Below are 26239 nucleotides of genomic sequence, written 5' to 3' on the forward strand. Positions count from 1 at the left end.
TGCCGTTCAGTGCCGCGCGAAACTGCGCAGCTTGACGCCGACGACCGCGAGAACCGCGAAATAGAGCACGGCGCCGCCCGCAATCAACGCCGCCAGCAGCCCGATGCGTTGCAGACGCTCCGAACGCATACCGATCCAATCGAAATGCTGCGCACCCCAGATCAGCAGGGCGGAGAGCACCGCCGTGCCGATCAAAACCTGCAATAGGAACTTGCCCCAGCCCGGCTCGGGTTTGTAACTGCCGCGCCGGATCAATCCGATCAGCAGCCAGACCGCATTGACGAGCGCTCCAATGCCGATCGTGAGGGTGAGCGCCGCGTGCTGCAGCACCGGCACCAGCAAGAAGTTCAGAGCCTGTGTGAGGACCAGCACACTGACCGCGATCAACATCGGCGTGCGCATGTCATGCTTCGCGTAGTAACCGGGCGCCAGGACCTTGATCGCTACCAGGCCCATCAGGCCGACGCCATAGCCCATGAGCGCGACAGTCGTACGCTGGACATCGGTTTCGCCGAATGCACCGTTGTGGAAGAGCACGGCAACCAGCGGCTGCGAGAAAACCAGCAACGCCAGCGCGCACGGCGCCGACAGCAGGACCACCAGGCGCAGACCCCAATCCAGCATCGACGAATAGCGCGCGTCGTCCTTGGCGGCACGGGCGCCAGCGAGCTGCGGCATCAGAACCACGCCAAGGGCCACGCCCAGCATGGCGGTGGGAAACTCCATCAGGCGATCGGCATTGGTGACCCAGGTGACGCTGCCAGTCGCGAGGTGCGACGCGATCTGCGTATTGATGAGCAACGAAATCTGCGCCACGCTGACACCGATCAGCGCAGGGAGCATCAGCTTGGTGATTTTCCGTGTCGTCGGGTCATTCCACGAAGCACGAATCGCGCTGGCGCTGGCGCCGATCCGCGGCATCATGCCGAGGCCGCGCAATGCGGGAATCTGGAGCGCGAGCTGCAACGCGCCGCCGACCATCACGCCGACGCACTGGGCGTAGATCGGCTCGATGCCGTGCCGGCTAAACAAGGGCGCGCCAACGACGATCGACAGGATCAGCGCCACATTCAGCAGCACCGGCGAAGCTGCGGGAACCGCAAACTTGCGCCAGGTATTGAGCACACCGCCCGCCAATGCGACCAGCGACATGAAGCCGATGTACGGGAACATCCACCGCGTCATGACGACCGCGGCGTCAAAGCCGTGGGCGGTCTGCTTCAGGCCACTGGCCATGGCCCACACCATGAGAGGCGCCCCGATCACGCCGAGCACGCAGACGACTACGAGCGTCCAGGTCAGCAGGGTCGCCACATGGTCGACCAGATTTTTCGCTCCTTCGTCGCCCCGCTCGGTCTTGCAGGCCGCCAGAACGGGGACAAAGGCCTGGCTGAAGGCGCCCTCCCCGAACACCCGCCGGAACAGATTCGGGATCCGGAAAGCGACGTAGAAGGCGTCAGTCATCGCGCTGACGCCAAATACTGAAGTCATGAGGACGTCGCGGATGAGGCCGGTCACCCGGGAAGCGAGCGTCAACAACGAGACGGTAGAGGCGGATTTGAACAGGGACACGGGGCAGAAGTGTATGTGCCTGCCCGTGTTCTCCGGATGGAATAGGACGGGTCTGAACGCCTCGCCTATAATGGAGGGCTTTGCTGCATCATCCCCAGACACTCAAGGAATATCACCGTGGCATCCACCAAGCCCAAGAAAAAGAACCCGCGCCTCGCGTCGGGCCGTAAACGCGTCCGCCAGGACGTCAAGCTCAACGCCGCGAACACCTCGCTGCGTTCCAAATACCGCACCGCCGTGAAGAACGTCGAAAAGGCCGTCCTGGCCGGCGACAAAACCAAGGCGGCAGAACTCTTCGCGAAGGCCCAGAGCGTCGTCGACACCGTCGCCGACAAGGGCATCTTCCACAAGAACAAGGCTGCTCGCGACAAGAGCCGCCTCGCGGCCAAGGTCAAGAACCTGGCCCTCGCCCCTGAAAAGGCCGCCGCCTGACGCTTTCAGGCAAACAGCCCGGACTGGTTCGCTGGTCCGCCGTTTGATCGGGGTGCGCTGCAGCAAAGTAAAAAACCGCCTTCGGGCGGTTTTTTCATGGGCGCTCCCTTGAACGCTTCTATTTCTTATCGACTGCGACAGGCCTCGCGACGGCCACAGGCAGGGAATCCGGTACCAGGCAGGCTTCGGCGACTTGCAAGTCGTTGTCCTTGGCGAAATTGAGACAGAAATCCCAGGCCATGGGTTCGGCGTCGCGCAGTTCGCGATTGACGACGACGCACTTCACGCCGTTGATGACGGTTGGGACACACCAGGGCGAATAGTTCAGGTGGCTTCCCGGTTGGGGGCCACCGGGACGGAACGAGCACATCACGCCCGCCAAGCGTTCCGCCCAGTCACTCGGGCGAAATGTCCGGCCATCTCGAGTGATGCCCTGGATGAAAACTTCTTTGGCGTTGGGAGAAACCATCGGTTGGCGAGAGTGAATGCACGGGCTCGTGCTGCGCCGCACAACGATTCTATCCGGGGGTCCCTTGGGCGACATGCACAGGGGCATTGCTGTGATGAGCAATCCTCACTGAAGCCGTCAAACTGGACGCCTAGAATCCGCGTTCCCTTTTCCGGAGATACGCATGAGCGCCACTGCCGCCCCCTCCTCGCCCCACGTCATGAACACCTACGGGCGCCTGCCGATCGCGCTGTCGCACGGTCAGGGATGCCGAGTCTGGGACACCGAGGGGCGTGCGTACCTCGACGGCCTGGGCGGTATCGCGGTCAATACCCTGGGTCACAACCATCCCGAACTGGTGCCCGCGCTGCAGGACCAGATCGCCAAGCTGATCCACAGCTCCAATTACTACTACGTGCCCGGCCAGGAGCAGCTCGCAGCCAAGCTGACCGAACTCTCGGGACTGACCAACGCCTTTTTCTGCTGTACGGGCCTGGAGGCCAACGAGGCTGCGCTGAAGCTGGCGCGCAAGTTTGGCCACGACAAAGGCATCGAAAGGCCCGAAATCGTGGTTTACGAGGCCGCGTTCCATGGCCGCAGCATCGCCACGCTGTCCGCCACGGGCAATCCCAAGGTGCAAAAGGGCTTCGGCCCGCTGGTTGAGGGCTTCATTCGCGTTCCGCTCAATGATTTCGATGCGCTCAAGAAAGCCACCGAAGGCAACCCGAACGTCGTGGCCGTGTTCTTCGAGACCATCCAGGGCGAAGGCGGTATCCATCCCATGCGCTGGGAATACCTGCGCCAGGTCCGCCAGCTCTGCGACGAGCGCGACTGGCTCATGATGATCGACGAGGTGCAGTGCGGCATGGGGCGCACGGGCAAGTGGTTTGCTCATCAGTGGGCCGGCATCAAGCCGGACGTGATGCCGCTTGCCAAGGGCCTGGGTTCGGGCGTGCCGATCGGCGCCGTCGTTGCGGGACCACGCGCCGCCCACATTTTCGGGCCGGGCAATCATGGCACGACCTTCGGCGGCAATCCGCTCGCCATGCGCGCCGGCATCGAGACGATCCGCATCATGGAAGAGCAGAAGCTCCTGGATAACGCAGCCAACGTCGGGTCGCACCTGAAAGGCGCGCTGGAGCGCGAACTGGGCACCGTGCCCGGCGTGACGGAGATCCGCGGCCAAGGACTGATGCTCGGCATCGAACTCGACAGGCCCTGCGGCGTCATCCTCAACCGCGCCTGTGACGCAGGTCTGCTCCTGAGCGTGACGGCCGACAGCGTGATCCGCCTCGTGCCGCCGCTGATCCTCAGCATTGCCGAAGCGGACGAGATCGTCGCGATCCTGGCGCCGCTGGTGAAAACCTTTCTCGCGGAGCCTCTGCCATGACAGCCCAGCCGACCATCAGACACTACCTGCAGTTTTCGGATTTCACCGCAGACGAGTATGCGTACGTGCTGGCGCGCGCCGCACTGATCAAGAAGAAGTTCAAGGCTTACGAAAAGCACCAGCCGCTGGTCGACCGAACGCTGGCCATGATCTTCGAGAAGGCCTCGACCCGCACGCGCGTGAGCTTCGAGGCCGGCATGTACCAACTGGGCGGCAGCGTGGTGCATCTCACCACAGGCGATAGCCAACTGGGCCGTGCCGAGCCCATCGAGGACAGCGCCAAGGTCATTAGCCGCATGGTCGACCTGGTGATGATCCGCACCTTCGAGCAGACCAAGATCGAGTCCTTCGCCGCGCATTCGCGCGTGCCGGTGATCAACGGGCTGACCAACGAATTCCACCCTTGCCAAATCCTCGCGGACATCTTCACCTACATCGAGCACCGCGGCTCGATCGCGGGCAAGACGGTGGCCTGGGTCGGTGACGGCAACAACATGGCCAATACGTGGCTGCAGGCCAGCGAGATCCTGGGCTTCACGGTCCATGTGAGCACGCCGAGCGGCTATGAGGTCGACCAGTCGATCGCGGGAATCCGCTCCTCGGAGAGCTACAAGGTGTTCAAGGACCCCATGGAAGCCTGCCGCGGCGCCGACCTCGTGACCACCGACGTCTGGACCAGCATGGGCTACGAAGCCGAAAACGAAGCTCGCCGCGCGGCCTTTGCCGATTGGTGCGTCGATGCGGAAATGATGCGCGAGGCGCAACCCGACGCTCTGTTCATGCACTGCCTGCCAGCACACCGTGGCGAGGAAGTCGAGGCCGATGTGATCGATGGACCGCAATCGGTCGTCTGGGACGAGGCCGAGAACCGGATGCACGTCCAGAAAGCCCTCATGGAGTACCTCCTCCTCGGGAGGGTCTAGCTCGCCCCCAGGTTGCCCCGCACTTCGTGTCGGGGCGCCCACCCCCTGCCGGGGGCGCAGCCCGTGGCCCGGCGGAGCCGGTTCCACGGCTACCCACGAACAGGCGCGCTACGCGCAGCCGAAGACAAAGCGCAACGCCGGTATTCACCGGCCGGCGAAGCCAAGCCCGTTGGTGAAACACCGCGGAACCGGCTTTGCCGGGCCGCTGGTGTTGCCCCCGGTAGGGGGTGGGCGGGCTACACGAAGTGAGCCCAACCTGGGGGCGAGTTGTTTTAAAACGACACCACGACCCCATTCGCGGCGCTAACTTCGCGCCATGAACCAAAAACTCTGGGATATTTCGCCGCCGGTGCATGAAGGCGCGCCAGTATTTCCGGGCGACACGCCCTATCGGCAGCGCTGGGCCGCCACCATTTCACCGGGCTGCCCGGTGAATGTCAGCGAGATCACGTTGTCGCCGCACGTCGGCGCCCATGCCGACGCGCCACTTCACTACGACCCCGCCGGCGCCACGATCGGCAACGTCGACCTCTTCCCGTATCTGGGCCCTTGCCGGGTGATTCATGCCATCGGATGCGGGCCGTTGATCGAATGGCGGCATCTTGCGCATGCTGTCGAAGGTCTGCCACCGCGCGTGCTGGTGCGTACCTACGAACGTGCACCAACCGCTTGGGACGGTGCCCTCGCGGCCTATGCCCCCGCCACCATCGAGCGCCTCGCCGCGATGGGCGTGAAACTGATCGGCATCGACACCGCGAGCATTGACCCGGCCGAGAGCAAGACGCTCGAAAGCCATCAGGTCATTCGCCGCCTCGGCCTTCGTGTGCTCGAAAACCTCGTCCTCGACGACGTTCCCGAAGGCGACTACGAACTCATCGCCCTGCCGCTCAAGTTCGTGAGCGCGGATGCCTCTCCTGTTCGCGCGGTTCTGCGCGAACTTCACCCAAGCCAGCCATGACACTCGACGACTGCCGCCAACTCGATGCCCAGGACACTCTCGCTATCCTGCGCGACCAGTTCTCCCTGCCCGAGGGCGTGATCTATCTCGACGGCAACTCGCTGGGCGTGCTGCCCAAGGCCGTCCCCGCGCGCATCGCCGCCGTGATCGCCCAGGAATGGGGCGAGGGGCTCATCCGATCATGGAACAGTGCCGGCTGGTTCGACCTGCCGCAGCGACTGGGGGACAAGGTGGCTCGGCTGATCGGCGCGGCGCCCGGCGAAGTTGTCTGCACCGACAGCACGTCGATCAATCTCTACAAGGTGCTCTTCGCCGCCCTCAGTCAAGTCAGCCAGGCGGCAGCCGGCGACAAAGGCAAGCGTCGCATCGTTCTCAGCGAGCGCAGCAACTTTCCGACCGACCTCTACATCGCCGAATCGATGTGCCGCGAGCGCGACTTCACGCTCCGACTGATCGACGTGAGCGATCTGCCCGCCGCGCTCACGGACGAGGTTGCAGTCCTGATGCTCACCCATGTCAACTACCGCACCGGCGCGATGCATGACATGAAGGCAGTCACCGCCGCGGCCCACGCAGCCGGCGCACTCACGGTGTGGGACCTCGCGCACAGCGCGGGCGCGGTGCCGGTGGCACTGAACGACAGCAATGCCGACTACGCGATCGGCTGTGGCTACAAGTACCTGAACGGCGGTCCCGGCGCGCCGGCCTTCGTCTGGGTGCACACCCGGCACGCCGGCCAGTTCCAACAACCGCTTTCGGGCTGGTGGGGGCACGCGGCGCCCTTCGAGTTCACGCCGCACTATCGCCCCGCGCCGGGCGTGGCGCGCTATCTCTGCGGCACCCAGCCCATCGTTGCGCTGGCTGCCCTCGAATGCGGCCTCGACACGGTGCTCGCAGCAGACGCGTTGGCGGACGGCCAGGGCAGCATGGCGGCGTTGCGCCGAAAGTCGCTGGCGCTGACCGACACCTTCATCGCGCTCGTGGAAGCACGCTGCCCCGGCAAATTCACGCTCGTGACCCCGCGCGATCACGACCTGCGCGGCTCCCAGGTCTGCCTCGCACTTCGCGACGGCGGCCCGGGCGCCTACGCGATGGTCCAAGCACTGATTGCGCGCGGCGTGATCGGCGACTTCCGTGCCGGAGACGCGCAGATGCCCGACATCCTGCGCTTCGGGTTCACGCCGCTGTATCTCCGGTTCGAGGAAGTGTGGGATGCGGTCGAGCACCTCGTCCAGGTGCTCGAGCGCGAGGAATGGAAACGCCCCGAGTTCAATCAAAAACAGGCCGTGACCTGAGGAATTACGATGAGTACCGAAAAAATCGTCCACGACGAAAAGGCGCAGCTCGATTTCAGCGGGTCGATGAGCTACACCGACTATCTGAGCCTGGACGCGATCCTGACATCCCAGCACCCGCGATCGCCGGCGCACGATGAACTGCTCTTCATCATCCAACACCAGACAAGCGAGCTATGGATGAAGCTCATGCTGCATGAGCTTCGCGCGGCGATCCGCTGTATCGCGGGAGACGATCTGTCGAGCGCCTTCAAGATGCTGGCGCGCGTGTCGCGCATCATGGAGCAGCTGGTGCATGCATGGGATGTGCTGGCGACCATGACGCCACCCGAGTACAGCGCGATGCGTCCCTACCTCGGGAGCTCCAGCGGCTTCCAGAGCTGGCAGTACCGGTGCATCGAGTTCGCGCTCGGCAACAAGAACGCCGCCATGCTCAAGCCGCACGAGCACCGCGCCGACCTGCTGGCCGAGGTTGAGCAGGCCTGGCGCTCGCCGTCCCTCTACGACGAGGCGCTGCGCCTGCTGGCACGCCGCGGCATCGACGTGCCAGCGGATCACCTCGAACGCGACTGGTCGCGCCCCTACGAGGCGAGCGACGGCGTCGAGCAAGCCTGGCTCAAGGTATACCGCGACCCGAAGAATCACTGGGAGCTCTACCAGCTCGGCGAGGAACTCACCGATCTCGAGGACGCCTTCCGCCTTTGGCGTTTCCGCCACGTGACGACGGTTGAGCGCGTCATCGGCTTCAAACGTGGCACAGGTGGCACCGGCGGCGTAAGCTATCTGCGCAAGATGCTCGACGTTGTGCTCTTCCCCGAAATCTGGAAGCTGCGAACGGATCTGTGACCGAGGGGGAGCACCCCATGACGGAGACAAGAAAATGGAGGTGACCCATGTTCAGTGACGACGAACTCGCTCAATTGCGTGCACACGGCATCGTTCTCTTTGCCAAGCGCGTGATCTTCGACGCGCAACCGCCGATGTCCGCCGAGCAGATCGCCGCCGTGCAGGCGGTCTGCGCCGGGCCGCTTCCACCAGACATCCTTTCGCTCTGGCGCGCGACGGCTGGCGGCCGCCTCGACTACGACCTCCATCTGCATATGAACGGCAACGAGGAGTCCTTCAACTGGAATGAACTCTTCTGGAACGGCAGCGACACCTACCACGACCTGCAAGGCTGGATCGACCATGAACTCGCGGGTGCCAAGGAAGCCGCCGCCGAAAGCGCCGACGCCTGGGACGGCAAACTGACCCTGCTGCCTTTCGGCGGCTTCGAATACTGCGACCGTGTCTATGCGGTGGTCGAATCAGGCGCCGACTACGGCCATGTCCTCGCCTGGAAGCAAGGACTCCCTTCGGCCTGGGCGCATGAGATGCACGAAGACGGGATGACAACCGTGGCCCACGATCTGTGCGCGGCCTTCGAGGCGCTGCATCTCGACGAAGATCCGCTCAAGCCGGCAGGCGAATATTTCACCGGGCAGACGCTCATCGAATACCTTGACGAAAGGCACGAGGACCACGGCCTGTCCATCGAATTGATGGACAAGCTGATCGCCTTCTATCGACAGGCGATGGTCGACTGGCGATCCGCGCTCGCCGACGGTACGCTGGGCCAAAACGGCGCGCTCTCGCGCATCGCACTACGGCATGCGGTCGCCACGGACGACGCAACGCTGGTCGAAAAGCTGGCCGCCTCAGGCGTTGCGCTCGACGGACCGTTGGCCGGCAGCGCGATCGCAACCGACTTGGCGCTCAGCCACGGCGCGCACGCGGCGGCGGCGGCCCTCGTGCGTGCCGGTGCGCCTGTGGCGCACGACGCGCTGGACTACATCGACAGCGCTGTGTCACCGGAACTCGTCGACCTGCTGCTCTCGCGCGGCGCCGAGCCCACTGCCACGGCCATCGCCGAGTGCGTGGCCTGCGGCGCACCCGCGGCCGCGCGCCTGATCGCCGACGCCTATGGGCGGCAGCATGACGACCTTCCGACCGCATACGCCACCGTCAGGGACGGAATGCTCGCAGAACTCGAATCGTCGCTGGTCGAGGTCCACGCCGGGAGGCTGACCCACTACCTGGGGCCCGTCGGTCTCGCAAAGCGCGTAGACCACCTGCAGAGCTTCAGCCTCTGAATCAAGCGTCGTAGAGCCAGGGGACGTCTAGCAGCTTGGCGCCGAACAAACGCAATGCCGCATCGCGTCCCATGCGCACGAGGCCGGTCGCGTGAAAGATCTCGCCGTTGCGCCGGGCCCGCGCCTGCACATTGGCATTGCGTTCCCAACGCGCGCTGGCGTAACGCGCGAAGGCTGCTGGCACCTCTGCCGCGGTGCCGCCGTCCAGTGCCTCCGCCAGTGCAACGGCGTCCTCGATCGCCATGCCCGCGCCTTGCGCCAGATAGGGCAGCATGGGATGCGCCGCATCGCCGACCAAGGCGACGCGGTCGCCGGCCATCTGACGAGGACTGGTGAGCGGTGGCCGGTCATTGAGCGTCCATGCTCGCCATGAAGGCACCGACTCGAGCAAAGCCTGAAGCTCACCGCAGGTGCGGCCGGTCGCATATTGCAGCGCCGAGAGGCTGGTTGCTTGATCCCAGTCGCGCGCATCGCCGACGGGTGCCGCCTCGGCGAGCACGACGACGTTGAGCGCGTCGCCTCGGCGAACAGGATAAGCCACCGCATGCAGCCGGGGACCCAACCACACATCGACCCTCGTGCTGCGGAGCGCGGCGGGCAACGCCGACTGGTCGACCATCGCGCGCCATGCCGTATGACCGGTGGCACGGGGCGGTGTCGCGTCTTCGATCACACAGGGGCGCACCGTGCTCCATAGGCCGTCGGCACCAATCAGCGCATCGCCCTCCCACACACGAGCGTCGGTACTGGCCACACAGACGGTGTCGCCGCGCGCAGTCACCTCCGTCACGCGAGCGCCGGTGGTGAGCTTGACGGCGCCGCTCCCGCGCACCGCCGACAGCAGGACCGCGTGCAGATCGGCGCGATGGACGCAGAGATAAGGCGCCGCGTAGTTGTGCAGCATGGCATTTCCGAGCCGCAGCCGGGCGATTTCCTTGCCATCGATCGCGCTCTGAACGACGAGCGCTTCCGGCCTCGCGGCAATGCGCATCAGGCCTTCCGAGACACTGAGTGCCTGCAGTCGCCGCGTCACGTTGGGGCCGAGTTGAATGCCAGCGCCGATTTCTGCAAAGGCGACAGCTTGCTCGAGCAGGTCGATCCGATGGCGCCGGCGCCCCAGCGCGAGCGCACTCGCGAGGCCCGCGATGCCTCCTCCTGCAATCAGGACGTGCGCAGACATCGTGCGGTCTCAGTGCGAGCGCGCGACGCTCGATTTGCTTCCGTCGACCGCCTTGCCGCTCGCCGTCGAGCAACTGCCGCAGCTCTCGCACGAACCGCAGCCCGAGGTCTTGCCAAGCGACGCCGCCAGTTGCTGCGCGCGTTCAGCATCGACAAGGCCCGCGCGCTGCGAGCCGGCGGCGACCTTGGCCGCGGCTGCGCGGCGCCAGCTGCCGGGCATCCAGCGCCAAACGGCATAGATCGCGGCGAGTGCGACGATCAGCGCGACGACGATTTGTTGTGTCATCTCATCCTCCTGTGAGCGCCAGGGCCACCCGATAGGTGATCCAGCACGCAATGTAGGCGAGTCCGAACAGGTAGCCGGCCATGATCCATACATAGCGCCAGGAACCCGTCTCGCGTTTGACGGCCGCCAGCGTCGAGATGCATTGTGGCGCGAACACATACCAGACCAACAACGACAGTGCGGTCGCGAGCGACCAACTGCCCGCGATCAGCGGAGCCAGCTGCCCCGCAACGTCGTCGCCGGTGGCCGAAAGCGCATAAACCGTACCCAGCGCGCCTACTGCCACCTCGCGTGCCGCCATGCCCGGCACGAGCGCGATCGAGATCTGCCAGTTGAAGCCGATGGGCGCGAAGATGTGCTCCAGGCCACGGCCTATCATTCCGGCCAGGCTGTACTGAATCGCAGGGCCGGTCGCGCCTTCGGGCGGCGACGGAAAGGTCGACAGGAACCACAGCAGGATCGTGAGCGTCAGGATGATCGTCCCGACGCGCTGAATGAAGATCCATGCCCGCTCGTAGAGCCCCAGCGCCAGATTTCGCAGGTTGGGCCAGCGGTAGGCCGGCAGTTCCATCATCAGTGGCGAATGCTGCTTGTTGTCGCGGAAGCGCTTCATGACCCAGGCCACGGCCATCGCGGAGACGATGCCGAAGAGATACAGCGCGAACAACACCACACCCTGCAGATTGAACACACCGCCGATGGTGCGCGCCGGAATGAACGCCGCAATCAGCAACGCATAGACCGGCAGACGCGCCGAGCAGGTCATCAGCGGCGCGATCATGATCGTCGTGATCCGGTCGCGCCAGTTGGTGATGGTGCGCGTGGCCATCACGCCAGGAATTGCGCAGGCGAAGCTCGACAAAAGCGGAATGAATGAGCGGCCCGACAGGCCGACGGTGCCCATCAAGCGGTCGAGCAGGAACGCCGCGCGCGGCAGGTAGCCGGAATCTTCCAGGGCCAGGATGAACAGGAACAGGATCAGGATCTGCGGCAGGAACACGATCACCCCGCCGACGCCGGCGATGATGCCGTCGACCAGCAAACTCTGGAGCATTCCTTCCGGCACGTAGTGCTTGATGAACTCGCCGAATGCGGTGGTCGCATCCTTGATGGCGTCCATTGGCACCTCGGCCCAGCTGAACACGGCCTGGAACATCAGGAACATCGTGAGCGCCAGCACCAGCATGCCCCACACCGGATGCATCACGACGCGATCGATGCGGTCGCTGGTCGCCAGGCTGCCCACCGGCTCATGCACGGCGACGGAGAGGATTCGCCTCACCTCGCGCTGGGTTTCGAGCACGTCGTCGAGTGCCGGGGCCTGCCAGGCGCGCGGCACCGCGGCAGCCACCGGCAGGTCAAGCGCTTCGATGAGGTCCTGTGCGCCGTTGCTGTGCACGCCTACCGTCTCGACCACCGGCACGCCGAGTTCTCGAGCGAGGACGGCGCTGTCGACCACGATGCCCTGCTTCCTGGCCATGTCGGTCATGTTCAGCGCCACCACCATCGGCAGGCCCAGGCGCTTGGCCTCGAGCACGAGCCGCAGGTTGAGACGCAGATTGGTCGCATCGGTCACGCACACCAGCAGCTCGGGGGGCGCCTCCTTGCTCTTGCCCGTGACGACGTCGCGCGTGACGGCCTCGTCGGCGGACAGCGCGTTGAGGCTGTAGGCGCCCGGCAGGTCCAGCACGAAAACGCGGCGACCGGCTGCCGTCCGCAAAGTGCCTTCCTTGCGCTCGACGGTCACGCCCGCGTAGTTGGCGACTTTCTGGCGGCTGCCCGTCAGCAAGTTGAACAACGCCGTCTTGCCGCAGTTGGGATTGCCCAGCAGCGCGATGCGCTCCGGCGGGTTCGTCGACACGGCGGCACCAGGCTGGAACGTGAGGGTCGCCTCAACCATGGCCGGCTGCTCCCGGCGTCACGCGAATCAACGATGCCTCGTGACGGCGCAAGGCAAAGGTCGTGTGGCCCAGCCGAACGGCCAGGGGCTCACGACCGGGAACGCCATTGGCGACGATGCACACCGCTTCACCGGGGACGAATCCGATCTCTGTGAGCCGCAAGACCAATTCGCGGTCTTCCGACGAATCGGGCCGAAGCACGTCGAGCACGGTGGCCCATTGGCGGCTGGGAAGCTGATGGAGGCTGATGGCGGCCAAGGCCGCACCGGTCATTGTGGTCACCCGCGGAATCCGAATCTTCAAAATGAGAATTATTCTCGAAATCGAGGACCAGCGGGCGAATAGGCTGGCGAAGGCCACAAGCATTCATGAATTGGCACAACAACGCGCGCTTTCAGGCCCTTCAGATTCATTTGTCAGAAACGTCTCGAAAGCTCTCGGATGAGTTACTGAAAGATACATTGAAGGCTACACTGCGCCGATAAAAAATCGGTTCAGGGAGTTTCAGTGATACATAGCAACGCTATCGGCCAGCGGTTTTTGGCACGCCTGTCCAATGCCCGGACGGGGCCCGCGAACTTCGCGCTTCGCGGCTTCCATCAGTTCGGCCTTCCTCGTCATCCAGCGATCCAGCCGTGAGCGCGGCTGCGATGACGCGCGCCCTGCGGGGCTGCGCAGCCTTGCCCGTCGTTTTTGTACTTGGCGCATGCGGGACACCTCCGGCACAGGACTACGGCGGCAGTTGGATGCCCGTGAACAGGTTCCAGGACACGCCGGCTGAGATTCCACTGTCTCCGGCCTACACCTTCTACGCCACGCCCATCGATGCAACGCTGAAGACGATGCTCGAGCGATGGGCGACGGACAGCGGCCTGAAGCTCTCCTTCCGCTTGGGCTCCGACTTCGCGCTGTACAAGCCCGTCGCCCGGATCCGCACCACGGATCTCCAGGCGGCGGCATCCGAGCTGACCGCCGTCTACGCGGCGCAAGGCGTCTCCGTCACGGCTGATAGCAAGCAAATCCTGGTGCAGCCCGCCAGCGATACCCACGTCGGTCCAGTGTCGCCCAACGACCGAGGCGATCCTTGCCAAACCGGGCTTTGCTGATGTTCAACAAGAATTCCTCCACTCCGAAAATCGACGAGGCCGTTGCCAAGGCCGTCGATTTCGAGCTCACCATTGCCGATATCGCGCGCCGCAGCGAGCGGCGCGCATGGGGCGTGGCAATCAGCGCCATCGCCATGGCGCTGATTCTTGCGGGCGGCTGCTTCTACATGCTGCCGCTCAAGGAAAAAGTGCCGTTCCTCGTCATGGCCGACGCCTACACGGGCACGAGCACCGTCGCCCGCCTCACCGATGACGTCGTCAACCAGCGGATCACCGCCAGCGAAGCCATCAATCGCAGCAACGTCGCTCATTTCGTGCTGGGGCGAGAGTCGTACGACCTGGCGCTGACAAACCTGCGTGACTGGACCACCGTCCTGACGATGTCATCGCCCGGCGTCGCTGCTGCCTACACGAGCCTGCATTCGTCACTCAACCCGGACAGCCCTTTCAAGACCTACGGCAAGGACCGCGCGATACGCGTGAAGATCTTGAGCATCGTCCTGCTCAACGGCGGCGCCAAGGCCACCCCGAGAGGAGCCACGGTGCGCTTCCAGCGCAGTCTCTTCGACAAGCAGACCGGCGCCAGCCGGCCGTTGGACAGCAAGGTCGCGACGATGGAGTTCACCTACAAGCCCAACCTGAAGATGGACGAACAGCACCGGATCGAGAATCCGCTGGGCTTCCAGGTCACAAGCTATCGCGTCGACCAGGATTACGCCTCGGCGCCGCCCGAAGAAATTCCCGTCTCGTCAGCGCCCGATCTCGTCGTTCCGCCGCCGCCAATCGCCGAGCAGGGCGCGACCGAAGCGCCCGCGACAACTGCAAGCGCCGGGGCGCAGCGCCGATGAACCCGTCGAATCGATTTTCTCTGGCCGCCGTCGTGTGCGTCGTCGCGGCCATTGCCATGCACAACGCCAGCGCACAGGCGGTGCAGCTCTACGAATACCAGACTGACAGCATCTATCAGGTACGCGCCGGATTGGGCATCACCACGCAGATCGAGCTGAGCCCCAATGAAAAGGTCCTCGACTACAGCACTGGGTTCAGCAACGGCTGGGAGCTGACCCGGCGCGACAACGTCTTCTATCTGAAGCCCAAGAATGTCGACGTCGACACGAACATGTCGATCCGCACGGAGACGCACGCCTACATCTTCGAGTTGAAAGTCGTCGCCACCGATTGGACGACGCTGGAATCCGCGCGCGCCGCTGGCGTCCAGTACAAGATCAGGTTCAGCTATCCGTCCGATGCGAGCTTCTCGAATGAAGTCGTCAAGGCCGAGCGCGCGCCGGAACTCAGCACCTCGCTGGTCAAGGGCCGCGCATACAACTTCGACTACGACTACGCGACCCGCAGCACGGGCGCGCCGTGGCTGATCCCCGCGAGCGTCCACGACGACGGGCGATTCACGTACATCAAGCTGAGCGACATGAAGCAGTTCCCTACCGGGAACTTCCCTTCGATCTACATGCGCCAGGCCGAGCACGGCGAAGACTCGGTGGTGAACACCACCGTCGAGGGCAACACCATCGTCGTTCACGGCACCTACCCCTACCTGATCGTTCGCCATGACAGCAACGTCGTGGGCCTCAGAAGGAACACCGTCAAGTGAGCCAGAACGACACTCCGGGGAGCGACAACACCTTCGCGCCCGACAACCCCTATTTCGACCGCTTTCAACAGGCCGATCCCCCCGATCTGGATGCTGCCGCGCCCGAATTGAGGAGCAGCGAGATGCGTCGCATGAACCGACGCGCCCTGGGCTTTCTGGCGGGCATCGTCGTTCTGCTCGCGGCAGCTGCGCTATGGATGTTCGACAGCGTGCTCCAACGCAAGGACGGCCAAAAAAAGCCGCTCGAAGAGACGGTCACCGTCCCTGCGGCGCCACAGCCACACCTGCCGCCGCCTCTTCCCGCGACACGCCAGGCCGAAGCCATAGCGCTCGCACCGCCGCTGCCGGCGCTACCCCCGCAAACCCAGCTGGCCACGACCAGACAGGGGCCGCATCAACCAAGCTTGATGGAGCGCCGCATGATGTCGGCCGAGAGTTCCGCCGCCATCGGAGTGGGCAGCAACAACGCGCGGCCACCCTCCTCGCCTGCGGCTCAGTCTGCAGGCCCGTTCGGCGGCCCAGGCTCGGAACAGGGCATCCCGCCCAATAGCGCATATTCGGCGAAGGCACTGGCGCAGACATCCAGCGCCGAGCCACTCATCCGGCCTGACACATTGATGCTGCGCGGAACCTACATCCGCTGCGTGCTCGAGACCCACGTCGTTACCGACATCCCCGGCTTCACTTCGTGCGTCGTCACCGAGCCCGTCTACTCTTTCAGTGGCAAGCGCCTGCTGCTGCCCAAGGGTTCCAAGGTGCTCGGCAAGTACAGCACCGAACCGAACGGTCCTCGCGTGGCCGTCATCTGGGACCGCATCGTCACGCCCACCGGCATCGACGTGAACATGGCCAGCCCAGGCGTCGACAGCCTCGGCGGCGCGGGCCATCCAGGCCACCTCGACGAGCATTGGGGGGCGCGTATCGGCTCGGCCATGTTGATCAGCCTCTTCAGCGACGCATTCAAGTACGCGGCCGCCGAATACGGCCCCAGCGGCACGACTGTCGGCAGCGGCGGAGTCGTCGTCCAGTCGCCCTTCGAAAGCTACACGGCCCAGACGCTGCAAAGCCTTGCCACGCAAGCCGTCAGACGCGCGGCCAATCGGCCGGCCACCGTGACCATCCATCAGGGGACCGTCGTGAATGTCTATGTCGCCAAGGACGTGGATTTCAGCGGCGTGGTCGCGCGCTACTGAACCATCGACACGATCGGATTGCACGCCATGACTGACGAACCCGTTGCCGCCGTCTCGAACGAATTCCTGGCCTACCAGTATGAAGTACTGGGCATCCAGGACTACATGACCTCTTCGGAGGTCACCGAAATCTGCATCAACCGACCGGGCGAGCTCTATCTGGAAAGGCGCGATGGCTGGCACCGGAAAGAGGCGCCTGGCCTGACCTTCGCCCGAGCCCTGCAGTTCTGCACCGCCGTCGTCAACGAAAGCAACACAGGCCAGCGCATCACGGACGCCAATCCCGTCGTGTCGCTGACCTTTCCCACCGGCCAGCGCGCTCAGTTCGTCATTCCACCGGCCTGCGAAGCCGGCAACATATCGATCACGATCCGGCTGCCCTCGAAGCAAATGAAAACCCTGGCCCAGTACCAGGAGGACGGCTTCTTCGATCAGATCCTCGAAGAGGGGAACGGCATCGGCGAGCAAGACCGCGAACTGCTCGAACTGCGCGCGGCGCGCCGCTACGCCGACTTCTTCCGGCAGGCCGTTCTCAGCAAGAAGAACATCGTGGTCTCCGGCGCCACCGGCAGCGGCAAGACGACCTTCATGAAATCGCTGGTCCGCCACATCCCGGCGGAAGAGCGGCTGGTCACCATCGAAGATGCGCGCGAGCTTTTCATCGACCAGCCCAACGTCGTGCATCTTCTCTACGCCAAGGGCGGCCACAGCACCAGCAACGTCACGGCCAAGAGTTGCATGGAAGCGTGTCTGCGCATGAAGCCCGATCGCATCATCCTCGCGGAGCTGCGCGGCGACGAATCGTTCTACTTCATCCGGAACTGCGCCTCCGGGCATCCCGGCTCCATCACGAGTTGCCACGCCGGCAGCACCGACCAGACCTGGGACCAGCTCGCGCTGATGGTCAAGGCCTCCGCCGAAGGCGCAGGACTGGAATTCGCCACCATCAAGCGCCTTCTGATGATGACCATCGACATCGTGGTGCACATGAAGGCGCACGCCGGGCGCCGCTACCTCACCGGCATCGACTTCAGCCCCGGTCGAATGTCCCCCCCGAACACCGCCTAGTCATCGGGCCGCAACGAACAAACAAGAAATGGGAGAACGCGTTGTGCTACCTGGAATTGAAATGATGGGCTGCCCGAACCTCGCGGTTCCGGCAACCGTGATGCGCCACGTCGTCGATGTCGAATCGGGCGCCAACCCCTATGCGATCGGCGTTGTGGGCGGACGGCTGGCACGTCAGCCGAAGAGCCTGGACGAAGCGGTGGCAACGGCACGCATGCTGGAGGCCAAGGGATACAACTTTTCCCTCGGCATCGCCCAGGTCAACCGGGCCAACCTCGGGAAGCACGGGCTCGACACGCACGAGAAGGCCTTCGATCCCTGCTCGAACCTGCTGGCCGGCTCCCGCATCCTCGCCGATTGCCACACAAGCGCCGGCGGGCACTGGGGGAAGGCATTCAGTTGCTATTACTCGGGCAACTTCGTGACGGGATTCGAGCACGGCTACGTACAGAAGATCTACGACTCGATCAGCCGCGGCAGCACGGTCGCCGGCACTGGCACCACGGCGGCGACGATTCCGCTGCGACAGGCCGCACGTTCGGCAGTCTCCTCGTCCATTGGCGCCAAAGGAAACACGACTGCGCGCGCAACCAGCGCACCTGACCGGATCGCCATGCGCAGCATGACGATGGACCACGAACCAAGCATGCCGATTGCACCCGACACCACGACCGCTGGACCGGTGACCAACGCAGGCGCCGGCGGCGGATCGAACATCTTCGTGCCGCAGGTGCGCGGCCCGGGCGATTCGCGAGCCACTTCGACAGCTCCCGCCGGCCGGACTGGCCAGCGCAAGGGAGGCCTGGACGGCGCGTTCGTCTTTTGACGGCCCAGGCGATCCGGCTGCGTGATCGCGGCCACCCAGAAAGCGGCGCAGACCGCCTTTTCATCCAACCAGAGAGGAAAACCTGAAATGCAAACTCAACACGTCACCTGCAACCTTGCCCATTCATCCCGACGCGCCCGTCTGCGCTCGCTCCTCGACACGACGCTCGTCGCTGCCCTCCTCGCGCCCGGCCTGGCCGCGGCCCAGGTCGGTGGCTCTGAAGCACTGACCACCACCTGCGGATTCCTCGGCAGCATCCTGAGCCTGCTGAATGCGGCATCGGTCGTGGTCGTCACCATCGCGGTCATCTTTTCGGGCTACCAGATCGCCTTCGCGCACAAGCGCATTTCCGATGTCGCCCCCGTCATGATCGGCGCCATCCTGATCGGCGCGGCGAGCCAGATCGCCAAGATGTTCCTCTCCAGCAGCTCGGGCAGCAACGCCTGCTCTACCGGCACCTCCAGCATCTGGACGCCCACGATGGATCACCTGGCCTCGGCGGTGCAGCTGCTGGCCTCGCATGCTTGAGAACCCGATGTTCCGCGGCTGCACCCGCCCGCCCATGTTCCTGGGCGTGCCCTACGTGCCCTTTTTCATGGGCGCGGGCGGATGCATGTTGCTCGCGATGTACTTCAACCTGTTCTATCTGCTGTTGACCCCGCCGGTGATCTTCGTCATGCGACAGATGGCGCGACGCGACGAAATGATCTTCCGGCTGCTGGGGCTTCGGCTGCAGTTCCGCCTCAGGGCCCGGAACATCCAACAGCACGACGGCATGTGGGTCTTCACGCCCAACAGCTACCGAGGCCAATCCAAGGACGACAGCTGACCATGTCGAAACCACTATTCAGTCCCGATACAGCCATCGGTGAGTTCGTCTCGCTGTCCACCCACGTCTCGCCGGCAGTCATCAAGACCACCGGAGGCGATTTCCTCCTGACCTGGCGTCTGGAGGGCCTGCCATTCGTCGGACGCGAAGAGTGGGAACTCGAGCACCGTCACAACACATTCAACCGGATGCTGCAAACCCTGCGCGCGCCGGATTTCGTCAATGTCGCCTTCTGGGTTCACGACCTGCGCCGCCGCCGCGCCATCACGGACACGAGCCGCTTCGAGCACACGTTCAACCAGTCCCTGTCCGATGCCTACTATGGCGCGCTGTCGGCGCAGAAGCTCATGCAGAACGAGCTGTACCTCACCATGATGTACCGCCCGGTGGTAGGCGGAAAACGCCTCGTCGAAAAATCGAGCGACCTGTCCAGGCTCGAATCCGAACAGCAGCAAGCCATCAGCAAGGTGCACGAGTTGGCCGGCAACGTCGAAGCCGTCCTCAAGGACTACGCACCTACCCGCCTGGGCATGTACGAGACCTCCAACGGCACCGTGTTCTCCGAGACGCTCGAATTCTTCGGCTACCTGCTCAACCACATCGACGAGCCCGTGCCGGTGCTGCAGGCGCCGGTCCACCGCTATCTGGCGGTCAGCCGGCAGCGCTTCTCCGCCAAGACCGGTGACTTCGCTCTCACCACGCCGGCCGGCGTCAACCACTTCGGCGCCATCCTCAACATCAAGGAATACCCGAGCGGCACCTATCCAGGCATCCTCAACGGACTGAAGTACCTCGATTTCGAGTACGTCATCACGCACTCCTTCAGTCCCATGGGCCGGCACGACGCGCTCAAGGCGCTCGAGCGCACCAAGGGCATGATGATCTCCTCCGGCGACAAAGCCGTCAGCCAGATCGTCGAGATGGACCAGGCCATGGACCAGCTCTCATCCGGCAACTTCGTGCTCGGCGAATACCACTTCACTATCGCCATCTACGCGCCGGACCAGGCGACGCTGACCCAGCACATCGCCACCGCGCGTGCGGAGCTCTCCAATGCCGGCTTCGTGTCGGTCAAGGAAGACCTCGCCATCACGGCTGCTTTCTATGCGCAGTTCCCCGGCAATTGGAAGTTCCGCACCCGCCTCGCGAATGTCAGCTCGCTGAACTTCCTCGGCCTCTCGCCGCTGCACAACTTCGCCAAGGGCAAGAAGCATCGCAACCCATGGGACGACTGCGTCACCACCTTGCAGACGACCAACGGCCAGCCCTACTACTTCAACTTCCATGCCACGCACCCCGGCGAAAACTCGCTGGGCGAAAAGGCCATCGCCAACACCATGGTGATCGGCAAGTCAGGCACCGGCAAAACGGCGCTGATCAACTTCCTGCTCAGCCAGGTGCAGAAGTTCGAGCCATCGCCGACCATCTTCTTCTTCGACAAGGACCGTGGCGCAGAGATCTTCGTTCGCGCTTGCGGGGGCAACTACCTCGCGCTCGAAAACGGCATGCCCACCGGCTTCAATCCCTTCCATTGCGAACGCACGGAAGCGAACGTTCAGTTCCTCTCCGACCTCATCAAGGTCCTGGCCGGCAAGACCGTCTACAGCTCGCGCGAAGAGGAAGACATTTTTCGCGCGGTCGAGAACATGCTCGACACGCCCATGCACCTGCGCAGCATGAGCAACTTCCAGAAGAGCCTCCCCAACATGGGCGACGACGGCATCTTCATTCGCCTGCGCAAGTGGACCGCGGGCAACTCGCTGGGCTGGGTGTTCGACAACCCGGCGGACACCATCGATCTGGATCGCGCCAACATCATCGGCTTCGACTACACCGACATCATCGACAACCCCGAAGTTCGGGTGCCGGTCATCAACTACCTCCTGCACCGGCTCGAAGCCTTGATCGACGGCCGCCGGCTGATCTACGTGATGGACGAATTCTGGAAGATCCTTGCCGGCGAGGGCGGTCTCAAGGAGTTTGCGAAGAACAAGCAGAAGACCATCCGCAAGCAGAACGGCCTCGGCATTTTCGCGACGCAAAGCCCGGAAGACGCGCTCGCCAGCGACATCGCCGCCTCGCTCATCGAGCAGACGGCCACCATGATCCTGCTGCCCAACCCGAATGCGAGCCGCGAGGACTACGTCGACGGCCTGAAGCTCACCGAATCCGAATACCAGGTCGTCGTGAGCCTCGACGAACGCTCGCGCCGCTTTCTCGTCAAGCAAGGGCACATGTCGTCGGTGTGCCAGCTCGACCTTCGCGGCATGGACGATGCGTTGGCGGTCATTTCGGCGTCGACCGACAACATCGAAATCATGCACAGCGTGCTGCGCGAGCGCGCCGCCGCTGAAGGGGTCGCAGTGAATGATCTGCGACCTGACCAGTGGCTCCAGACCTTCTACGGAAGGCGCAAGGGCAGCGGCAAGACACGGCCGGATTCGCGTCAGACGGATGGTCGCTGAACGGTGCCAGACCACGCTGCCTATCGCCCATCCTCCAAGCACAACACCGATGTTCCCCAGTCCCCTCCGAACCCACCGGCCGGCTCGACGTCGCCATCTGCACATCTCGCTGATGCTCGCCTCCGCGCTGTCCGCATCCGTTGCGCATGCGCAATGGTCCGTTGTCGACCAGGACGCCAACAGCAAGCTCGACGACATCGAGCGCAAGATCGCCAGCACCAACGAGCAGTTGGGCAGCGCCCAAGAGGGTGGCGACGCGAGCATCAACAAGAACCTCGACACGCTCAACAAGCGCTTCGACCTTGACACGTCCAACGCATCACATTCACCCGGTATGCGTGTCGAGGATCCGAAACAGCCTTGGGCCCAGTTGCAACTCGAGCAAGGCGCGGAGCAATGCAACCAGATCGCGGCTTCGCAGCAGGCTTTCTGCATCGAGCTCGTCAGGACCAGGAATGCGCAATACATGTACATGAAGACCATGTATGACAACACTGGTGCGCGCAACAAGCGCTTGACTGACCTGGTAGACGCGCGCGGTCGCCTCGAGGCCCATGACTTCGGCAAGCTCGAAGACAACACCAATCAGATCCTGGCGCTCCAGACCCTCATTGCGCTCGACCGGCAGCAGATGGAATCCGTCAATCACGCCTATCAGGCACGCATCGACTATCTCAACACCCAGATCACCAGGCAGGCCAGCGCGGCGACCAGCGGGATTCCCGTGGACGGGGGCGACCTCAGCGGCGCGATCGGTTCGATCGTGGGCAGTGTGGTCAGCGGCGTCGTGCTGAAGGGTGGCTTGAACATTTCCAGGCATGAGAGCGCTCCGGGCCAGCGAACGCTGAGCATCGAACAGTAGTCCGCACGCACGCCATCTCACGCAAAGCAGGAACACATGCCCATGGCAGACGCCAGCAATTTCGTCTTCTTCCAGTTGATCAACGACTACCTCCGCGACGAGATCAACACCTTCCAGTGGAACCTGCTGACGAGCACGGCCCGGTTGATTGGTGCGATCGGGCTGATGTTGCTCACGGTCTGGATCGTGTATCAAGGCTTTCGCATCGTCACGGGGCGCACGCAGCAGCCCATGATGGCGTTGGTGGGTGATGCGCTCAAGGCCACGCTCGTCATCGGCATCGCCACGAGCGCGGCAAGCGCGTCCTCCTCTCTTTACTGGACGCTGACTGATGGCACGGCCAGCGCCATCACCTCGCTGGTTTCGCCGAACTCCGAGAGTCCTTACCAGAGCATCGACAAGAACCTTGCCTACATGCAGGGCATGCTTTCGACAATCGATATGCTGGCCAGCGGCGGCGATCCTTCCGTGGACAGCGCCAAGGAGAGAGCCAAGTGGTTTTCCGGCATCGGCATTGCCGGCCCGGGCCTGGTTGGCGGATCGATTCTTCTACTCAACAAGATCGCCATAGCCCTGTTCGTGGGGTTCGGGCCGCTGTTCATCGTCTGCCTGTTGTTCGAGCAGACGAAGTCGCTGTTCAGCAAGTGGCTGTTCTATGGCATCGGCACGATGTTCTCGCTGGCAGTCCTCAGCTTCATGGTGGGGCTGGCGAACAACGTGATCCAGTCCGTGGCGGCGGCGTTCCTGACCAAGTACGCGGCGATGCTGGCCGGTAGCAATGGCGGTGTCGACGGCGAGGGGATCACATCGATGGCGCTGCAGCAAGGCGGCCTGGGCTTGATCCTCACCACGCTGATCGTGAGTGCGCCGCCGATGGCTGCGGCGTTTTTTCAGGGGACGCTCGGGAGTTTCATGTCGTATTCGGCGTTTGGAAGCGTCGGCGCGAGTGGGGCTGCGCGTGATGCGCATGCGCTGGCGCAAGGGCGGGGGCCACAAGTTGGCCTGCCGCTGGGGCAAGGCGCCGCGAACGGCGGCGATCCTGCGTCGTTTCCCAATTCTTCCCAAGGAGGCGCCATGGTCCGAGCCACGCCTCAACCAGATGCAATCAAACAGGGCGTCGCCCGCCTTGGTAACACACGAGGAGTCGTATGAGGCATTCAAGAAACCTTGCTCTGCTAGCCGTTCTAGGCGCAATGTACATACCAACGGCATTCTCGGAGGGCCCATGCCCATCGGGACAGCGAATGGTCGGTCAGCAGGGTGCTCCCGGTGCAGTCTTTCCCATCTGTCAGCCCATTCCTGGCCATGGCAGTTCTCCGCCACAGCCGCGCGAGGTATGGGCCAACCGGTTCGGAGCCATAGCTTTTGACGGAAAGGCGGGCGCCGCAGGCATCGTCGCCGATCAGGACAGTGAATCCAAAGCGCAACAGATGGCGCTGGCAGAGTGCGCGAAGGATGGTGCCCAGAACTGCAAGATCAAGATGTCGTACGGCAACCAATGTGTTGCAGTTGCCTCCAGCGCCAACCGAAGCGGCTTTGCCCGCTCACCGGCTTTGCAGACTGCAGGGACCGAAGCCGTTGCCGCTTGCGGGGAGCCTTCTTGCGAAGTCGTCTACAGCGCCTGCAGTCTTCCCGTGCGCGTGCGATAGGCCCCAGAACCATGAAGCCACGTCTTGCCGGCGCTTTCATGCTTCTGGCGCTCCTCACCTCTGCATGCAACTCATCCATGAAAACACTCGACATCAAGCGCAACCCGAATCCGAAGATGCGATATGAGATCACGCTGGCTGTTCACGATGCGCCAGGCCCGTTCGAATCCGTGTCGGGATATATGCAGCATCAAGTTCTAGACAAAGCGTGCGTCCCGGAAATTCCATTCGAGGGGGCGAAGGTGATGCCCGACCACCCTGTCGACTTCGCGTTCACTCGTATCAACGATCAAGAGTACGTGGGCACCGTTTATCTCGATCTGCTCCAAGACGACGACTACTACGGACTGGGCGAGTGTCACTGGACCATGACACTCGCAGGCGTCGTCCTCAAGACGCAATCCGCGTCCTTCGTTTCATCCATTCCGTTGTCAAGCATCGTTGCGCGAACCCCAAATTCTGCATACCTTCCAAAGAAGGCCTACTTCGCGAAGGCCAGCGAACCCGCTGTCATGTCCATCAGCGGCATGCCGTTCGGAACACCCGTCGCTGAATATGCCGCCAAGCACCCTGAAGAATTCTTCGTCGTCACCTTGACGAGCAGTGAGATCCGCCAATGATCGCGGGCACTCGCGAACACGCTGCGCTTGCAAATGACGCCTACAGCGATCGATCGAAAGACATAGGTGGAGACAAGTTCGTCTTCATCGATGAAGTCCGCTACAGGATCCTTGCCACAGCGGACCGATCGTCCGGCTACCAGGGTACGGCTTACGAGCGCCTCGACACAGGCGCCGTGGTGATCGCCCATCGCGGTACCGAATCGGTCAAGGATGGCATCACAGACGCAAGCATGGTTGTCGTCGGCCGAAACAATCAACTCGACGATGCCATGGCCTTCACTCAGCGCGTTGTGGAAGAGGCCAGGAAATGGGCTGAACTGAAACACCAATCGCTCAATGTCACCGTCACCGGGCATTCTCTCGGCGGCACTCTGGCTGAGATCACAGCCGCCAAGTACGGCCTGCCCGCCGAGACGTTCAATGCCTACGGCCCCGCGAGCCTGAAGGACCTCCGCGACCATGACGTCGATGTGAACGGCCGGTACCCCCATATCGTCAACCACGTCCGTGCCACCGATGTCGTGGGGGCCGGCAGCCCTCATTTCGGCGAGGTCCGCACCTATGCCGCTCCGCAGGATATCGAGAGTTTGAAGCGGGGGCGCTACCTCGAAACGGGATTGCTTCACCTGCCCACCAATCCGTTCCTCACCGCTGACTTGTCTGCACACAAGATGAGCAACTTTCTGCCCAACAACGATGCCACTGGCAGTTCGATCATCAACGCGGACAACGAAGCGCGGGCACGCACCTACCACGGTGCCATCGAACATTTCCACAAAGACGTTGTGCAGAACCGAATCGATCTGACGATGGTGGTCAATCGCGCTCCCTCACCGCTGCACGCACTGAATCCGCTCGACCCCGCAGTCAAGCTCAAGTTGCAGGCAATCGATGCGGGGATGACCATGACAGGTCAGATCGTGGCGAACCAGGTGACGCAGGGCGTGCGTGTGGCTGAGCGCACGGGCCAGCAAACTGCACAGCTTGTGAGCGATGGCGCTGCCCGTGCGTACGAAGCGCCGACTCGTTCAGGCTCGTGGTCTGACAAGAAGACCGCAACGAATCCAGCTTCAGCTACGCGCCTGGATCAACCAGATCACCCCGACCACGCACTTTTCAAACAGGCCCAAGGTGGCGTGCATCTGATGGATGCAAAGGTCGGTCGCACGCCCGACGAGCGCAGCGACAACCTGGCCGCGGCGCTGGTGGTGGCTGCGCGCAGCGACAGCTTGAAGCGCATCGATCACGTGGTGCTGAGCACCGACAACTCCAAGGTGTTCGCCGTGCAGGGCGCGTTGGATTCGGCGCTCAAGAAGATTGCAAGCGTGCCAACGGTTGACGCCCTCGACACGCCGGTCGCGCAGAGCACCCGGATCCTGGATCAGGCCATTCAGCAGAAGGCGGTGGAGCAACAAGCACAGCGACAACGCCAAGACCCAATGCCCTCGCAACTTCAGCAGCGCTCCGGGGCAACGATGGCAATCTAGAAC

At 63.5% G+C, this 26239-nt stretch carries 27 protein-coding genes; 21 read left to right on the forward strand and 6 right to left on the reverse strand.

The annotated features are described in order from the left end of the window. Positions 1-6: 6 nt before the first annotated feature. Positions 7-1572 carry a murein biosynthesis integral membrane protein MurJ gene (gene murJ, locus AC1DN9_RS12425; RefSeq protein WP_478100512.1) on the reverse strand — a complete coding sequence of 522 codons (1566 nt, stop codon included), beginning with the start codon at positions 1570-1572 and terminating at the stop codon, positions 7-9. Positions 1573-1689: 117 nt separating this feature from the next. Between murJ and rpsT the strand changes: the two genes are divergently transcribed. Next, positions 1690-2004: a 30S ribosomal protein S20 gene (gene rpsT, locus AC1DN9_RS12430; RefSeq protein WP_478100514.1), complete on the forward strand. Its 315-nt coding sequence runs from the start codon at positions 1690-1692 to the stop codon at positions 2002-2004. A 118-nt stretch (positions 2005-2122) separates the two neighbouring features. Here rpsT and AC1DN9_RS12435 read toward each other — a convergent pair whose 3' ends face one another. Further along, on the reverse strand, positions 2123-2473 hold the full coding sequence (locus tag AC1DN9_RS12435; RefSeq protein WP_478100760.1) for a DUF3579 domain-containing protein: 351 nt from the start codon (positions 2471-2473) through the stop codon (positions 2123-2125). Between the two features lie 163 nt (positions 2474-2636). Here AC1DN9_RS12435 and AC1DN9_RS12440 point away from each other — a divergent pair, with 163 nt between their 5' ends. The 6 genes from AC1DN9_RS12440 (at position 2637) to AC1DN9_RS12465 (ending at position 9150) form a co-directional block, all read left to right on the forward strand. Beyond that, positions 2637-3842, forward strand: coding sequence for an acetylornithine/succinylornithine family transaminase (locus tag AC1DN9_RS12440; protein WP_478100516.1), 1206 nt, complete (start codon positions 2637-2639; stop codon positions 3840-3842). Then, positions 3839-4765, forward strand: a complete 927-nt coding sequence (gene argF / locus AC1DN9_RS12445) for an ornithine carbamoyltransferase (protein ID WP_478100518.1) — start codon at positions 3839-3841, stop codon at positions 4763-4765. Before AC1DN9_RS12440 ends, argF begins: the two co-directional genes overlap by 4 nt. A gap of 316 nt (positions 4766-5081) precedes the next feature. Next, positions 5082-5723: an arylformamidase gene (kynB, locus tag AC1DN9_RS12450; protein ID WP_478100520.1), complete on the forward strand. Its 642-nt coding sequence runs from the start codon at positions 5082-5084 to the stop codon at positions 5721-5723. Then, complete coding sequence (kynU, locus tag AC1DN9_RS12455) at positions 5720-7018, forward strand: kynureninase (protein ID WP_478100522.1); 1299 nt, start codon at positions 5720-5722, stop codon at positions 7016-7018. Before kynB ends, kynU begins: the two co-directional genes overlap by 4 nt. A gap of 9 nt (positions 7019-7027) precedes the next feature. Then, a complete protein-coding gene (gene kynA, locus AC1DN9_RS12460) occupies positions 7028-7864 on the forward strand; it encodes a tryptophan 2,3-dioxygenase (protein ID WP_478100524.1) in 837 nt (278 codons plus the stop codon). 47 nt (positions 7865-7911) lie between these two features. Next, positions 7912-9150 (forward strand): SMI1/KNR4 family protein, encoded by a 1239-nt coding sequence (locus AC1DN9_RS12465; RefSeq protein ID WP_478100526.1) that lies wholly within the window; start codon positions 7912-7914, stop codon positions 9148-9150. Between the two features lies 1 nt (position 9151). Here the strand turns inward: AC1DN9_RS12465 and AC1DN9_RS12470 are convergent, their stop codons facing one another. From AC1DN9_RS12470 to AC1DN9_RS12485, 4 genes are read right to left on the reverse strand one after another with little or no spacing between them, the layout of a single operon-like run. Next, complete coding sequence (locus AC1DN9_RS12470) at positions 9152-10330, reverse strand: FAD-dependent monooxygenase (RefSeq protein ID WP_478100528.1); 1179 nt, start codon at positions 10328-10330, stop codon at positions 9152-9154. Positions 10331-10339: 9 nt separating this feature from the next. Continuing rightward, positions 10340-10615 (reverse strand): DUF6587 family protein, encoded by a 276-nt coding sequence (locus tag AC1DN9_RS12475; RefSeq protein WP_478100529.1) that lies wholly within the window; start codon positions 10613-10615, stop codon positions 10340-10342. A gap of 1 nt (position 10616) precedes the next feature. Then, a complete protein-coding gene (gene feoB / locus AC1DN9_RS12480; RefSeq protein WP_478100531.1) occupies positions 10617-12515 on the reverse strand; it encodes a ferrous iron transporter B in 1899 nt (632 codons plus the stop codon). Continuing rightward, positions 12508-12789, reverse strand: a complete 282-nt coding sequence (locus AC1DN9_RS12485) for a FeoA family protein (RefSeq protein ID WP_478100762.1) — start codon at positions 12787-12789, stop codon at positions 12508-12510. Before AC1DN9_RS12485 ends, feoB begins: the two co-directional genes overlap by 8 nt. Before the next feature lie 473 nt (positions 12790-13262). Here AC1DN9_RS12485 and AC1DN9_RS12490 point away from each other — a divergent pair, with 473 nt between their 5' ends. From AC1DN9_RS12490 to AC1DN9_RS12555, 14 genes are all read left to right on the forward strand, one after another. Then, complete coding sequence (locus AC1DN9_RS12490) at positions 13263-13622, forward strand: hypothetical protein (protein WP_478100533.1); 360 nt, start codon at positions 13263-13265, stop codon at positions 13620-13622. Next, positions 13622-14470 carry a VirB8 family type IV secretion system protein gene (locus AC1DN9_RS12495; RefSeq protein ID WP_478100535.1) on the forward strand — a complete coding sequence of 283 codons (849 nt, stop codon included), beginning with the start codon at positions 13622-13624 and terminating at the stop codon, positions 14468-14470. Before AC1DN9_RS12490 ends, AC1DN9_RS12495 begins: the two co-directional genes overlap by 1 nt. Further along, positions 14467-15234 carry a TrbG/VirB9 family P-type conjugative transfer protein gene (locus AC1DN9_RS12500; RefSeq protein ID WP_478100537.1) on the forward strand — a complete coding sequence of 256 codons (768 nt, stop codon included), beginning with the start codon at positions 14467-14469 and terminating at the stop codon, positions 15232-15234. The genes AC1DN9_RS12495 and AC1DN9_RS12500 overlap by 4 nt, the downstream gene beginning before the upstream one ends. Beyond that, complete coding sequence (locus AC1DN9_RS12505) at positions 15231-16427, forward strand: TrbI/VirB10 family protein (protein ID WP_478100539.1); 1197 nt, start codon at positions 15231-15233, stop codon at positions 16425-16427. Before AC1DN9_RS12500 ends, AC1DN9_RS12505 begins: the two co-directional genes overlap by 4 nt. Positions 16428-16454: 27 nt before the next feature. Beyond that, positions 16455-17495, forward strand: a complete 1041-nt coding sequence (virB11, locus tag AC1DN9_RS12510) for a P-type DNA transfer ATPase VirB11 (RefSeq protein WP_478100541.1) — start codon at positions 16455-16457, stop codon at positions 17493-17495. 28 nt (positions 17496-17523) lie between these two features. Next, positions 17524-18321 carry a lytic transglycosylase domain-containing protein gene (locus AC1DN9_RS12515; RefSeq protein WP_478100543.1) on the forward strand — a complete coding sequence of 266 codons (798 nt, stop codon included), beginning with the start codon at positions 17524-17526 and terminating at the stop codon, positions 18319-18321. A 21-nt stretch (positions 18322-18342) separates the two neighbouring features. After that, positions 18343-18849, forward strand: a complete 507-nt coding sequence (locus tag AC1DN9_RS12520; protein ID WP_478100545.1) for a TrbC/VirB2 family protein — start codon at positions 18343-18345, stop codon at positions 18847-18849. Then, positions 18842-19150 (forward strand): VirB3 family type IV secretion system protein, encoded by a 309-nt coding sequence (locus AC1DN9_RS12525; RefSeq protein WP_478100547.1) that lies wholly within the window; start codon positions 18842-18844, stop codon positions 19148-19150. Before AC1DN9_RS12520 ends, AC1DN9_RS12525 begins: the two co-directional genes overlap by 8 nt. A 2-nt stretch (positions 19151-19152) precedes the next feature. After that, complete coding sequence (locus tag AC1DN9_RS12530) at positions 19153-21615, forward strand: VirB4 family type IV secretion/conjugal transfer ATPase (protein WP_478100548.1); 2463 nt, start codon at positions 19153-19155, stop codon at positions 21613-21615. Between the two features lie 112 nt (positions 21616-21727). Further along, positions 21728-22477: a hypothetical protein gene (locus AC1DN9_RS12535; protein WP_478100550.1), complete on the forward strand. Its 750-nt coding sequence runs from the start codon at positions 21728-21730 to the stop codon at positions 22475-22477. Between the two features lie 42 nt (positions 22478-22519). Beyond that, positions 22520-23629: a TrbL/VirB6 family protein gene (locus AC1DN9_RS12540; protein WP_478100552.1), complete on the forward strand. Its 1110-nt coding sequence runs from the start codon at positions 22520-22522 to the stop codon at positions 23627-23629. A gap of 92 nt (positions 23630-23721) precedes the next feature. Then, positions 23722-24126, forward strand: a complete 405-nt coding sequence (locus tag AC1DN9_RS12545) for a DUF4189 domain-containing protein (RefSeq protein WP_478100554.1) — start codon at positions 23722-23724, stop codon at positions 24124-24126. Between the two features lie 77 nt (positions 24127-24203). Further along, positions 24204-24746, forward strand: coding sequence for a hypothetical protein (locus tag AC1DN9_RS12550; protein ID WP_478100556.1), 543 nt, complete (start codon positions 24204-24206; stop codon positions 24744-24746). Continuing rightward, positions 24743-26236 (forward strand): XVIPCD domain-containing protein, encoded by a 1494-nt coding sequence (locus AC1DN9_RS12555; RefSeq protein WP_478100558.1) that lies wholly within the window; start codon positions 24743-24745, stop codon positions 26234-26236. The genes AC1DN9_RS12550 and AC1DN9_RS12555 overlap by 4 nt, the downstream gene beginning before the upstream one ends. Positions 26237-26239: the final 3 nt, after the last annotated feature.

The organism is Variovorax sp. 05L425, from assembly GCF_056397705.1.